General features: G+C 62.4%; 11 protein-coding genes. 8 read left to right on the plus strand and 3 right to left on the minus strand.

From position 1 onward, the window contains the following. Positions 1-21: 21 nt before the first annotated feature. A complete protein-coding gene (locus ACI7M0_RS05895; protein ID WP_014755540.1) occupies positions 22-1137 on the minus strand; it encodes a branched-chain amino acid ABC transporter substrate-binding protein in 1116 nt (371 codons plus the stop codon). A gap of 359 nt (positions 1138-1496) precedes the next feature. Between ACI7M0_RS05895 and ACI7M0_RS05900 the strand changes: the two genes are divergently transcribed. Together ACI7M0_RS05900 and ACI7M0_RS05905 are read left to right on the plus strand one after the other, a co-directional pair. After that, on the plus strand, positions 1497-1808 hold the full coding sequence (locus ACI7M0_RS05900; RefSeq protein ID WP_012051427.1) for a DUF2288 domain-containing protein: 312 nt from the start codon (positions 1497-1499) through the stop codon (positions 1806-1808). A 192-nt stretch (positions 1809-2000) separates the two neighbouring features. Next, positions 2001-2888 (plus strand): NAD(P)-dependent oxidoreductase, encoded by an 888-nt coding sequence (locus ACI7M0_RS05905; protein ID WP_064492946.1) that lies wholly within the window; start codon positions 2001-2003, stop codon positions 2886-2888. Here ACI7M0_RS05905 and ACI7M0_RS05910 read toward each other — a convergent pair. Further along, on the minus strand, positions 2788-5052 hold the full coding sequence (locus ACI7M0_RS05910) for a bifunctional diguanylate cyclase/phosphodiesterase (protein WP_129932460.1): 2265 nt from the start codon (positions 5050-5052) through the stop codon (positions 2788-2790). The two genes, ACI7M0_RS05905 and ACI7M0_RS05910, sit on opposite strands and share 101 nt — an antisense overlap. Positions 5053-5329: 277 nt before the next feature. Continuing rightward, positions 5330-8176 carry an RNA polymerase-associated protein RapA gene (rapA, locus tag ACI7M0_RS05915; RefSeq protein ID WP_104886595.1) on the minus strand — a complete coding sequence of 949 codons (2847 nt, stop codon included), beginning with the start codon at positions 8174-8176 and terminating at the stop codon, positions 5330-5332. 150 nt (positions 8177-8326) lie between these two features. On the opposite strand from rapA, the gene ACI7M0_RS05920 reads away from it, so the two are divergent. The 6 genes from ACI7M0_RS05920 (at position 8327) to ACI7M0_RS05945 (ending at position 12284) form a co-directional block, all read left to right on the plus strand. Continuing rightward, on the plus strand, positions 8327-9022 hold the full coding sequence (locus tag ACI7M0_RS05920; protein WP_129932459.1) for a M949_RS01915 family surface polysaccharide biosynthesis protein: 696 nt from the start codon (positions 8327-8329) through the stop codon (positions 9020-9022). Positions 9023-9085: 63 nt separating this feature from the next. Next, positions 9086-9415 (plus strand): hypothetical protein, encoded by a 330-nt coding sequence (locus ACI7M0_RS05925; protein WP_010952305.1) that lies wholly within the window; start codon positions 9086-9088, stop codon positions 9413-9415. Between the two features lie 68 nt (positions 9416-9483). Next, positions 9484-9645 carry a hypothetical protein gene (locus ACI7M0_RS05930; protein WP_003254864.1) on the plus strand — a complete coding sequence of 54 codons (162 nt, stop codon included), beginning with the start codon at positions 9484-9486 and terminating at the stop codon, positions 9643-9645. A 135-nt stretch (positions 9646-9780) separates the two neighbouring features. Then, positions 9781-9897, plus strand: coding sequence for a cytochrome c oxidase subunit CcoM (ccoM, locus tag ACI7M0_RS05935; protein ID WP_003254862.1), 117 nt, complete (start codon positions 9781-9783; stop codon positions 9895-9897). Positions 9898-10102: 205 nt separating this feature from the next. Beyond that, positions 10103-12091: an FUSC family protein gene (locus ACI7M0_RS05940; RefSeq protein WP_129932458.1), complete on the plus strand. Its 1989-nt coding sequence runs from the start codon at positions 10103-10105 to the stop codon at positions 12089-12091. Continuing rightward, the gene (locus ACI7M0_RS05945) at positions 12078-12284 is read left to right on the plus strand and encodes a DUF1656 domain-containing protein (RefSeq protein WP_129932457.1); all 207 of its coding nucleotides are present in this window, start codon (positions 12078-12080) and stop codon (positions 12282-12284) included. Before ACI7M0_RS05940 ends, ACI7M0_RS05945 begins: the two co-directional genes overlap by 14 nt. The last annotated feature ends 2 nt before the right edge of the window (positions 12285-12286 follow it).

A 12286-nucleotide genomic window follows, 5' to 3' on the forward strand; every position in this document is an offset into this window, starting at 1 on the left:
GGTCAGCTATTAGTCACGCAGTTACTGAGGGGAGACTTCGGTCTTCGGCTTGCCGAAGTGCCATTCGTAGACCACGAACTTGAAGTCTTTCAGGTCGCCTTTGTCGTCGAACGACAGGTCGCCGGTCGGGGTCTTGAAGGTGCCTTCGTGGATGGCCTTGGCCACCTTGTCGGTATCATCGGAACCGGCTTTCTTGATGCCTTGAGCGATCAGCTCGACAGCCGAGTAGGCAGGGAATACGAACGGGCCACTTGGGTCCTTGCCGTCAGCCTTGATGGCGTCGACGATCTTCTTGTTCGCCGGGTCTGCGTCGAACGACTTCGGCAGGGTGACCAGCAGGCCTTCGGAGGCGTTCTGGGCGATCTGCGAAATGGAGTCGTTACCCACGCCTTCCGGACCCATGAACTTGGCTTTCAGGCCCTTCTCTTGAGCCTGGCGCAGGATCAGGCCCAGCTCTGGGTGGTAGCCGCCGTAGTAGACGAAGTCGACGTTGTTCTGCTTGAGCTTCTGGATGATCGAGGAGAAGTCCTTGTCACCCGCGTTCAGGCCTTCGAACACGGCAACCTTGGTGCCTTTGCTTTCCAGGGTTTGCTTGACGGCGGTGGCGATGCCTTCACCGTACTGCTGCTTGTCGTGCAGGACGGCAACGACCTTCGGCTTGACGTGGTCGGCGATGTAGTTGCCGGCAGCCGGGCCCTGGGCGCTGTCCAGGCCGATGGTGCGGAAGATCAGCTTGTAGCCACGGGCGGTGATTTCCGGCGAGGTGGCGGCCGGGGTGATCATGATCACGCCTTCGTCCTCGTAGATGTCGGACGCTGGCTGGGTGGAGCTGGAGCACAGGTGGCCGACCACGAACTTGACGCCGTCGTTGACCACTTTGTTGGCGACTGCCACGGCCTGTTTAGGGTCGCAGGCGTCGTCGTATTCCTTGGCTTCGAGCATCTTGCCATCCACGCCGCCCGCGGCGTTGATATCCTTGATGGCTTGCTTGGCGCCGATGAACTGCATGTCGCCGTACTGGGTCACGGGACCCGTCTTGGGACCGGCGATGCCGATCTTGATGGTATCGGCGGCAAACGAATGGCTGGCTACCCCGGCCAGTACCATTGCGGCGAACAGCTTGGAAATCTTGATCATAGTGCTCCACTCATTCTGTTGTAATTCTTATAGTCCTGGCGGCCAGGGCTACAGACCGGGCGGGATTTGCGGCGTGGCCATGCCAACGCGCTAGCCCACCTTCCCCCGGAACATGTCCCGGAACTGTACCGGTACAGTGTAGAGCGCTGTTCGAGCGCTTGAAAAGCGGTCGAAAAGTGCGTCTTTCCTGCGTTGTCGCTTGATCGACAGAAAGATACAGAAAGGCGCCATCAAACTGCCTGCATCTGCGACCCCGTCCCACAACTTCGGGGCCAATCGACCAAATTACATATTTGAAACCGGGTTTTTCTGCAAAAATGCCGGCCTTTTTATTGACCGATTTTTTGCGGATACCACCCATGACTGATCAAACAAGCACCCTCTATGCCAAATTGCTTGGCGAGACGGCAATCATCGAGTGGAAAGCGCTGGAGCGTTTTTGGGCCAAGGGTGACCTGATTTGGGTCGACCCCAGCCTTGACCTGATCGCCGTTGCCGAGGCGATGGCCGAGAATCGCAGCGAGATCTTCGCCAAGTGGCGTAGTGATGGCACTGTTGGGCCGGTGTCGGCCGAGCAGGCATTGGACCTGCAAAGCCGCGACCCAGAGATCTGGGCGGTGGTGGTTTCACCGTTCATCGTGATTCAGGTGAAGGGCCAGGAAGAGGCGTGATCTTTTTTAGTGCGCAAAAATACGCATCAGCGCCGTTTTGGTGCTTGAAAGCAATCAAGACGGGTAGAGGGAAGTAACAATTCGGCGTGGCGGTAACAGTTTACGGGATGCGTAATGTGGCCATCGTTCTGCCAGGCGCCACCGGGACCGTCGCCAGCCTGGGAAATGTTCGAATCAGTCAGGAGTTTATCGATGAGCACTGCACTACCTTCGCTTGGATTCGCCGGCATCGGCCTGATGGGCCTGCCCATGTGCCGCCGCCTGCTGGCAGCGGGTTATCCGCTGACGGTATGGAACCGCAGCCCGGACAAGTGCGCCGCGCTGGTCGCTGCTGGTGCGCGCCTGGCCAGCAGCCCGGCCGAATTGTGCCGTGACAGCGACATGGTGCTACTGTGCCTCGCCGACACGGCGGTGGTGCGTGAAGTGGTGTTCGGCGAGCAAGGCGTTGCCCAGGGCGGGCGCAGCGGCCAGTTGCTGATCGATTTCTCCAGCCTGGAACCCACCGCCACCCGTGAAATGGCTGCCGAACTGGCCGCACTGTGCGGCATGGCCTGGCTGGATGCACCGGTATCTGGCGGTACGCCCGGTGCCGAAGCGGGCACGCTGGCGATCATGGTTGGCGGTGAAGCGGCCGATCTGCAGCGTGCACGCCCGGTGCTGCAGGTGCTTGGTCAGCGCGTGACGCATATGGGCGCGGTAGGCGCGGGCCAGGTGACCAAGGCTTGCAACCAGATGATCGTAGCCTGCAATGCCCTGGTAATTGCAGAAGTGGTGGCACTGGCCGAACAGTCGGGCGTGGACGCGACGCTGATCGCTGAAGCGCTGGCGGGGGGCTTTGCCGATTCCAAGCCATTGCAGATTCTTGCGCCGCAAATGGCCGAGAGCCGCTTCGAGCCAATCAAGTGGCACGTACGCACGCTGCTCAAGGACCTCGATGGCGCGGTCAAGTTTTCCCGCGAGCAAGGCTCTGCGACGCCGCTCAGTGGCCTTGCCGCGCAACTGATGCGCTTGCACGGTAGCCAGGGTTACCTGCAAAAAGATCCGGCGACCCTGGTAGAGCTGTACCGCAAGAAGGTGTGATCCGGCTGTTTTGGCGCTGCAACCGCTCCAGCAGTGGGCGCAACTCGGCCAGCGGTACGGGGCGCCCCAACAGGTAGCCCTGCAGGTAGTCGCAACCATGGCTTTCGAGGAACGCCTGCTGTTCGGCGGTTTCCACGCCCTCGCTGACTACCCGCAGGTGCAGGGTATGCGCCATGGCGATGATCGCCTGGACAATTTCCCGGTCTTTCTGGCTGCCCGGTACATCCTGCAGGAAGGTGCGGTCGATCTTCAGCACATCCAGCGGCAGGCGCTTGAGGTAGGCCAGTGACGAGTAGCCGGTACCAAAATCATCGATCGAAAGTGCCACCCCCAAAGCCCTGACGCGTTTGAGCAGGCTGACCGTGCGCTGGATATCCCCCACCAGGGCGTTCTCGGTCACCTCCAGCTCCAGGTGGCGTGGCGCAAGGCCGGCGTGGAACAGCGCCTTTTCTACTTCGTTAGGCAGTTCGTCGTGGCTGAGGGTGACTGCCGAGCAATTGACCGTGACCTTGACCTCGCCGTAGCCGTGGCGCTGCAAGTGGGCCAGGTCGGCACAGGCATGGCGCAGCACCCACAGGTCAAGGTCGATGATCAGGCCGTTGGCTTCGGCAATGCCGACAAAACGGTCGGGCCCGAGCAGGCCGTGTTGAGGATGCTGCCAGCGTACCAGCGCTTCCAGTTTGGCCATTTGCCCGCTGCGCAGGTCGAAGATCGGCTGGTAGTGCACACACAGCCCGCGCTCTTCGAGCAGCGCCAGGCGCAGCTCTTCTTCCAGTTGCAAGGCGATCGACGCGCGAGCCTTCAGGCTGTCATTGAAGAAATTCAGGCTGTTGCGCCCGTTGTCCTTGGATTGGTAGAGGGCCAGGTCGGCATGCTTGAGCAGCTCTTCGGCTGTGCTGCCATCGTCCGGGAAGATACTTATACCAATGCTGGTGGTCATGACCATGCGCCGCCCGCCCAGGTCGATGGGGTCTTTCATCCGTTGCATGATGCGCTGGGCCAGGTGGCGGGCTTCGTCGCGGCTGTTCAGGCTGGTGACTACACAGAACTCGTCGCCACCAAAGCGCGCAACCAGGTCGTGGTTGCGGGTAGCGGCCTTGATGTGGTTGGCGATCACCTTGAGCAGCTCGTCACCGGCATCGTGGCCAAGGCTGTCGTTGATACGCTTGAAATGGTCGATGTCGAGGAACATGACGGCCAGGCGGTTTTCGCTGGCCTGATGTTCGACCAGGCGCTCGGCGAATACCTGGTTGAATCCACGGCGGTTGAGCAGGTTGGTCAGGGCATCATAATGCGCCGCCTGCTGCAGCGAAGCGCGGGCCTGGTCCAGTTGGCTGAGTAGTACGCTGACCCGGCGCAGGTCGTGCTCCTTGCTTTGCAGCTTCTTGTCGGCCAGTGCGGCGCTGATGCTGGCGCCACTGATCAGCAGGGTGATGAAGCCGATGCCCAGTCCCAGTTGCAGGCTGTTGTCGCCCGAGGGCAGGCGCAGTGCGGTATCGGCAGGGATGACCAAGGTCATGGCCGACATCGCGGTGAAATGAGTGGCGACGATGCCGCCGGCCATCAGCAGGCTGGCGCCGTACTTCATGGCCTGGTACAGGGTGCCGCTGCCATTGCGCAAGTAGCGGGCCAGGTACAGCGCGGTCAGGGCGGTGAGCAGGGCAATGGCGGCAGAGGCAAGTAGCAAGCCGGTTTGGTAGTACTGGCGGGCACCCGTTTCCATCGCGGCCATGCCGACAAAATGCATGAGGATGATGCCCAGGCCGATCAGCCCTGCGCTCGGCACGAAATGGTGCGCGCGCATGTTGCTGCGTTCGAGGCTGTGCATGGCCAACCAGGCCACGCCCAGTGCGATGAGCAGTGAAAGAATGGTCAGGGATACGTCGTAGTGCACGTCCACCGGGGCCCGAAAGGCCAGCATGCTGATGAAGTGCATGGCCCATATGCCGCCTGCCAGGCAGCAGGCTCCAAGCATGTTCCATTGCCGGTGGGCGGTGGGGTCGTCGCTGTGGGACTGACGCTCGGCCATGTCGAGCGTGGCGAAACAGGCCGCGCAAGCAACGAAATAGGCGAGCAGAACCAAGAGCGGTTCATGACGGCAGTCGATGACGATGCGCCCGGTTGCGGGAAGATCGGCGAACAGTTGCAGCCCCAGCCATTCCATGGAATGCCTCTTGATCGAGTCTTCACTCGTCTGCGCTACAACCCTGTGCAGACTGTCCAGAGGCAGTATAGGAAGGAGTACTTAAGCCTTCCTGACTAATGGCACAATGATTTCTACGATTTGGTTATAACTCCAATCGCAGTGAGGAATAAATTTGGGGCCCTAATGCCTTCCTGTGGGAGCGGGCGAGCCCGCGAAGCATCCACTGCGGTGGATGCCACCGGCTTCGCCGGTGTTCGCGGGCGTGCCCGCTCCCACAAGGGGCGCGGGGCCTGCGTTAGCCAGCCACCAGCACGCGAATGGCTTCCAGGCGCAGGGCGGCCTTTTCCAGCATTGCCAAGCCATCTTCGCGCCGCTTGCGCAGGGCGTCGATTTCGCTGTCACGCACACTTGGGTTGACCGCTTGCAATGCCACCAGGCGCGCCAGCTCTTCGTCGGCCTCGGCTGTCAGGCGGCGCTGGGCTTCGGCCACGCGCTCGTTGTGGGCCGGCAGGATCTTCTCCTCGCCGCCACTGATACGCTTGGCCAGCACATCGCGCTGGGCCTGGACGAACTTGTTGGCGCTGGCGCGCGGTACACTCTCGAGCTGGTCGTTGAGGGTTTCGAAGGCCACGCGTGACGCCAGGTCGTTGCCATTGGCATCGAGCAGGCAGCGCAGTGCCGCCGGCGGCAGGTAGCGGCCCAGTTGCAGGCTACGGGGTGCCACCACCTCGCTGACGAACAGCAGTTCAAGCAGGACAGTGCCTGGTTTGAGCGCTTTGTTCTTGATCAACGCCACGGCGGTGTTGCCCATCGAGCCTGACAGCACCAGATCCATGCCGCCCTGTACCATCGGGTGCTCCCAGGTGAGGAACTGCATGTCCTCGCGTGACAGCGCCTGGCCACGGTCGTAGGTGATGGTCACGCCTTCATCGTCGCCCAGCGGGAAGCTGGCATCGAGCATCTTCTCGCTCGGCTTGAGGATCAGTGCGTTCTCGGAATGGTCTTCGCTGTCGATGCCGAAGGCGTCGAACAGGGTTTCCATGTAGATCGGCAGAGCGAACTGGTCGTCCTGTTCCAGAATGGCCTCGACCAGCGCCTGACCTTCGCCGGCGCCGCCGGAATTGAGTTCCAGCAGGCGGTCACGGCCAGTGTGCAGTTCGGCTTCCAGGCGCTCGCGTTCGCTGCGGGCGTCGGCCACCAGGGTATCCCAGGCCTTGTTTTCGCCGCCTTCGAGCAGCGGCAGCAGGCGTGGGCCGAACTGGTGCTGCAGGGCATTGCCGGTGGGGCAGGTGTTGAGGAAGGCGTTGAGGCCTTCGTGGTACCACTGGAACAGGCGCTCTTGCGGGCTTTCCTGCAGGTACGGGATGTGCAGCTGGATAGTGTGCTTCTGGCCGATCCGGTCAAGGCGGCCGATGCGCTGTTCGAGCAGGTCGGGGTGCGCCGGCAGGTCGAACATCACCAGGTGATGAGCGAACTGGAAGTTGCGGCCTTCGCTGCCGATTTCCGAGCAGATCAGCACCTGGGCGCCAAACTCTTCATCGGCAAAGTAGGCAGCGGCACGGTCGCGCTCGAGGATGCTCATGCCTTCATGGAACACCGAGGCCGGGATGCCGGAGCGCACGCGCAGGGCGTCCTCCAGGTCCATTGCGGTTTCGGCGTGAGCGCAGATCACCAGCACTTTGGTGCGCTTGAGCATCTTCAGGGTGTCGATCAGCCAGTCGACGCGTGGGTCGAAACGCCACCAGCGCTCGTCATCGGCCACTTCACCCTGGGCCTGGAAGGCAACTTCCGGGTACAGCTCGGCGTGCTCGCCGGCTGGCAGGTCGCGGTATTGCTCGGGCGTGGGCAGCGGGTAGGGGTGCAACTGGCGCTCGGGGAAGCCCTGGATCGCCGCACGGGTGTTACGGAACAGCACGCGGCCGGTGCCGTGGCGATCCAGCAGCTCGCGAATCAGCCGTGCGCTGGCCTGGGTATCGCCGTCGCTGACTGCCGCCAGCAGGGCTTCGCCTTCGGCACCCAGGAAGCCCAGTATGGTGGCGTGGGCCTTGGGCGACAGGCGGCCTTCGTCGAGCAGTTCCTGCACTGCCTCGGCTACCGGGCGGTAGTGTTCGCTCTCGGCGCGGAAAGCGGCCAGGTCATGAAAACGGTTGGGGTCGAGCAGGCGCAGGCGGGCGAAGTGGCTGTCCTGGCCAAGCTGCTCGGGGGTGGCGGTCAGCAACAGTACGCCCGGAATCACTTGGGCCAGTTGCTCGACCAGGCCGTATTCGGCGCTGACCTGGTCTTCGTGCCAGACCAGGTGGTGGGCTTCGTCGACGACCATCAGGTCCCAGCCAGCGGCAAACAGCGCGTCCTGGGCCTTTTCGTCATCGACCAGCCACTCCAGGGCAACCAACGCCAGTTGGGCATCCTCGAACGGGTTGCTGGCGTCGCTTTCGATGAAGCGCTCGGCGTCGAACAGCGCCACTTGCAGATTGAAGCGCCGGCGCATTTCCACCAGCCACTGGTGCTGGAGGTTTTCCGGCACCAGGATCAGTACGCGGCTGGCGCGACCCGACAGCAGTTGGCGGTGAATGACCAGGCCGGCTTCGATGGTTTTGCCCAGGCCCACTTCGTCGGCCAGCAGAACGCGCGGGGCGCTGCGGTCGGCGACTTCGCGGGCAATGTGCAGTTGGTGGGCGATGGGCTGTGCGCGGCAGCCGCCCAACCCCCACAGTGCCGACTGCATCTGCTTGCTGGTGTGCTGCAGGGTGTTGTAGCGCAGGCTGAACCACGACAGTGGGTCTATCTGCCCGGCGAACAGGCGGTCGCTGGCCAGGCGGAACTGAATGAAGTTCGACAACTGGGTTTCAGGCAGGGTGCGAGGCTGGTTCTGCCCGTCCAGGCCGTGGTAGACCATCAGCCCGTCGATGTCCTCGACCTCGCGCACGGTCAGCTTCCAGCCCTCGAAGTGGGTGATCTGGTCACCTGGCGAGAAGCGCACGCGGGTCAGCGGCGCATTGCGCAGGGAATACTGGCGGGTGTCGCCAGTGGCCGGGTAGAGCACGGTCAACAGGCGGCCATCCTGCGCCAGGATGGTACCCAGGCCGAGCTCTGCTTCGCTGTCGCTGATCCAGCGTTGCCCCGGTTGATACTGCTGCGCCATACTGCCTGAACTCCCGCGATGAAAAAGCCGATTATGTTAACGGATCGGCCGGTCAGACCAAAGTGCCGATAGCACCGAATGGTATCGAAAGGCACAGTCTAGTCGTTTCATCGCCCTGCACAGCGCCGCCGACGAGGGCCCCGGATCAACATGTCTGCCAAGCACCGCTGGATCAGCGCTTCGATGGCCGTGGGCAGCCTGGTGCTGCTGAGCGCCTGCGAGCAGAAAAACTTTGAGACATTGCCCCCCATTCCGATGGAGCAGCTTGAGGTACTGGGCGTGCAGACGCCGATAAAGAGCGTGCACTTTCGTGACAGTGACGGCGAAGGGCTGCTGGTCCTGAGCCGCAGCGATGGCCAGGCCAGCGACCTCGAAAGCGAACAGGAAGTGGACAAGGTGGTGCTCAAGGCCACCTTGTACGGGCGCACGGCCGAGAGCGACGCCTTCAAGGCGCGTTGGCAGGTCGAGCAGGAAACGACCTGCCCGGGGCTGGACCTGGACGTGGACTTCTATAATGACGTCAGTGACGTCAGCGACCTGAACCAGAATGGGGTGGCCGAGATAACGGTGGCCAGCCATGCATTCTGCGGCGGCGGTATCGACCCGCATGACATCGCCATCGAGATGCGTGAAGGGCAGGCCAGTTACACCATTACCGGCCAGTCGCTGATCACCCCGGCGGGCGAGGAACCGGTCGGTGGTGAGCGCGAGGACAGCGCTTCGCTGAAAGCCGCGCCGCAGGTATTGCGCGATCATATGGATGCGGTTTGGCAGCAGGTGTACAAGCGGCCCTGGAGCGAGGCCAGCCCGCCAGTCGACGACGAGCCGGGTGACGAAGCCGAGTAAATGTTGTCCATGACATCAAGGTAAAGCTGCGCCTGCCGATACAGGGGGCATAGGAGAACGTCCATGCTGCCGCCGATCATTCCGCTCAGTGCCGCCCCGGTCACCTCGCAACAGGACCCGGTCAAGCCAACCCCCGACGTCAAGCCGGTGGTGCCGACGCAGCCTGCGTCCGGCGAAAGTGCCATTGACCTCAAGCGCCAGCGCGACCCGCAGGAGCAGGTATTGTTGCTGCGCGATGAACAGCGCCGCCAGCAGCAACGCCGGAACAAGGGCGAGCAGGAACGCTACGAGGCCGTGCCGGGTGACGAGGTCAATGCCGACAACACCGTACCGGTAGCGCCATTGATGGGCGAGCATGTACGCCAAGGGCTGCTAGTGGACATCGAAGTCTGATACGGGGCTGGTCAGCGCCTGCGCCTGGCTTCATCATGCAATTCTCTGTTGATCGTCGAGCCCACCCCATGAGCCAAGACAACCTCATCGATTTCGATGCCGAACGTGCCAAGCGCGTCCACGACCTCAAGGAAAAGCGGCTAAATGAAATGCGCAATGCTTTCGAGCAGGCCCTGCCATTGAGTACCAGCAAGAAAAAGAAGCCCAAGGGCAAACCTAAGAAGCGTTGAAACTTGACGCAGGTCAACCCTGCGCACCCCTCGCGTGCCCGGCCTCGGGCACCATTGACACTGATCAATTTTCCCCGCCGCCACATTGGTTAACGTGTACCCATCGGACAACGGCAAACGAATGGGGAGGCCAGCATGTTCTTCGACAACGTGGTTATCGCCGGTGTGGTAACGGTCGGGCTGATGGTCGCCTTCTTTGCCGGTCTGGGCATTTTCATCTGGAAGGACTCGAACAAGCGCAAGCCGCGCTGACCTTCCGGGTACACGAGCACGCAAGGCATTTAGGGCGACTTCGGTCGCCCATTTTTTTTGCCTGCATTTTTTACTGTCTGAGCTGTCCCTTTCAATGCAGGCAAATCGAATATACATGATTAGCTAGCTAATTAATCGTTTCCGCTTTATCCTGCTCATCATTGTCTATCTTTTCAGCAAGACTTTTCCCCGCAAGGTCCGCCTCGTGCCCATCACCTTTCAGGCCCTGTTCGCGCCCAGCAGCCTCGCCCTCAAGTTTGCCATCAAGACCCTGCTCGGGGGCGGCCTGGCGTTGTGGCTGGCGATGCGCTGGGGGCTGGAGCAACCCTCCTGGGCATTGATGACTGCTTTCATCGTCGCCCAGCCGCTATCGGGCATGGTGGTGCAGAAAGGCTTGGCGCGGTTGGCCGGCACGTTGGTCGGCACAGTCATGTCGGTGCTGTTCATCGGCCTGTTCGCCCAGACCCCCGGCCTGTTTCTGCTTACCTTGGCGCTTTGGCTGGCGCTGTGTACCGCCGCGTCCACCCAGTTGCGCAGCGCCTGGGCCTATGCCTTCGTGCTGGCCGGCTACACCGCAGCGATCATTGCCTTGCCGGCCATTGACCACCCCCTGCAAGTATTCGACCAGGCCGTGGCTCGCTGTACCGAGATCTGCCTGGGTATTTTCTGTGCAACAGCCAGCAGTGCCTTGCTCTGGCCCATGCGGGTCGAGCAGCAACTGGGCGGGCAGGCGCGGCAGGCCTGGCAGAACGGCCTGCAGGCCGCCAGCGCCATGCTGGGCGGAGAGGACGAGGCGCGTAAAGGCCTGCTGGAAAGCCTGGGGCGCATCGTTGCCATCGACAGCCAACGTGAACATGCCTGGTTCGAGGGCAATCGCGGGCGCCAACGTGCCCGTGCCATTCGTGGCCTTAGCCAGAAACTGATGGTGCTGTTGCGTATTTCCCGTTCGGTGCGCCGCCAGTGGCGGCAACTGGATGAGGGTGAGGTCGAGCATCTGACGCCCTGGTTGCAGGAAGTGCGCACGCTGCTGGCCCAACCCGATCAGCCCAGCCTGCTGTTGTTGCGTCAGCGAATCTGGGATGCCGCCCACGATGAGCAAATCAGTTCGGCGGAGCACTTCTGCCTGGCGCGCATGGCCCTGCTATTGGACTATGCCATGGCCGCCAGCCAGGCACTTGAGGATGTGGAGGCGGGCAGGGCGCCCAAGGACGTGTCCCAGGGGCTGGCCGCGCACCGAGACTGGTCGCTGGCCTTGCTGTTCGGCTCGCGCAGCGCGCTGGCCTTCCTGGTAATGAGTGGTTTCTGGCTGGCCACGGCCTGGCCTTCGGCCCCCGGTGGCCTGGTGCTGACCTGCGTGGTCTGCAGCCTGTTCGCCAGTCGCGAGAACGGCGCACAGATCGGCCTGAGTTTCCTGCGCGGGATATTCCTGGCGATACCGGCGGCGTTTGTGGTCGGGCAGATCATGCTGCCGCAATGGAGCAGCTTCGCCATGCTCTGCCTGGGCATGGGCGTGCCACTGTTTCTTGGTGCACTGGGCATGGCCCATCCGCGTACCGGGGCTACGGCCACTTCCTATTGCCTGCACTTCATTGTGCTGGTGTCGCCGCTCAACGCCATGCAGTTCGGCGTGGCGACCATGCTGAACAGTGCCCTGGCCATGCTGGTGGGGGTGTCGGCAGCGGTCATGGCCTTTCGCTTACTGGTGTTCCGCCATCCGGCCTGGCTGGGCCGGCGCTTGCGTGCTGCAACGCAGAACGACCTGGTGCGCCTGACTCGGCGCGACCTGCGCGGGGCTGACAGCTGGTTTGGCGGGCGCATGGCCGACCGGCTGATGCAACTGGCGCGGCATGCCAGTGAATTACCGGAAGGCGAACGCAAACGTTGGGATGACGGCCTGCACGGGCTGGATATCGGCGATGAACTGGTACACCTGCGCATGTGCCTGGCGGTCGCACAGGCCCCTTTGGGGCGGGCCGAGCGCGAGTACCTGCAACACGTGGAGGCAGCGCTGGCCAAAGGGCCTGCTGCCGGGCGTGGGCAGCTGCTGGATGCTGCCAGTGAGCAGTTCATTGCGGCCTTGCGTCGGCTGCCAGCCAGCGACCCGCTTCGCCTGGCCGAGGGGGCGGTACTGCAATTGCAGAAAAGCTGGGGCAAATGGTGCCGCTGGCAGGAGGACACCCATGGGTTTGTGTGAGTGGGAAGTGGGCGGTGTGCTGCTCAGCCCGTTTTTGCTTTATGTGTTGTTGGCGCTGCTGCTCACCGGCCTGCTGCGCCTGGTGGTGCATGCCACACCGTTGGGGCGCTGGATCTGGCATGAAGCGCTGTTCGACGCTGCGCTGTTCGTCTGTGTGTTGTTCCTGGTGGTACGTCTGTCTGGGACTTTATAAAG

It is taken from the genome of Pseudomonas sp. 10(2024) (genome assembly GCF_045164175.1).
Taxonomy (GTDB): Bacteria; Pseudomonadota; Gammaproteobacteria; order Pseudomonadales; family Pseudomonadaceae; genus Aquipseudomonas; species Aquipseudomonas alloputida.

Coding starts and splice junctions, on each gene's coding strand:
- ccoM (WP_003254862.1), top strand. CDS start 9,781: ATGTTCTTCGACAACGTGGTTATCGCCGGTGTGGTAACGGTCGGGCTG.
- ACI7M0_RS05930 (WP_003254864.1), top strand. CDS start 9,484: ATGAGCCAAGACAACCTCATCGATTTCGATGCCGAACGTGCCAAGCGC.
- ACI7M0_RS05905 (WP_064492946.1), top strand. CDS start 2,001: ATGAGCACTGCACTACCTTCGCTTGGATTCGCCGGCATCGGCCTGATG.
- ACI7M0_RS05925 (WP_010952305.1), top strand. CDS start 9,086: ATGCTGCCGCCGATCATTCCGCTCAGTGCCGCCCCGGTCACCTCGCAA.
- ACI7M0_RS05900 (WP_012051427.1), top strand. CDS start 1,497: ATGACTGATCAAACAAGCACCCTCTATGCCAAATTGCTTGGCGAGACG.
- rapA (WP_104886595.1), bottom strand. CDS start 8,176: ATGGCGCAGCAGTATCAACCGGGGCAACGCTGGATCAGCGACAGCGAA.
- ACI7M0_RS05895 (WP_014755540.1), bottom strand. CDS start 1,137: ATGATCAAGATTTCCAAGCTGTTCGCCGCAATGGTACTGGCCGGGGTA.
- ACI7M0_RS05920 (WP_129932459.1), top strand. CDS start 8,327: ATGTCTGCCAAGCACCGCTGGATCAGCGCTTCGATGGCCGTGGGCAGC.
- ACI7M0_RS05945 (WP_129932457.1), top strand. CDS start 12,078: ATGGGTTTGTGTGAGTGGGAAGTGGGCGGTGTGCTGCTCAGCCCGTTT.
- ACI7M0_RS05910 (WP_129932460.1), bottom strand. CDS start 5,052: ATGGAATGGCTGGGGCTGCAACTGTTCGCCGATCTTCCCGCAACCGGG.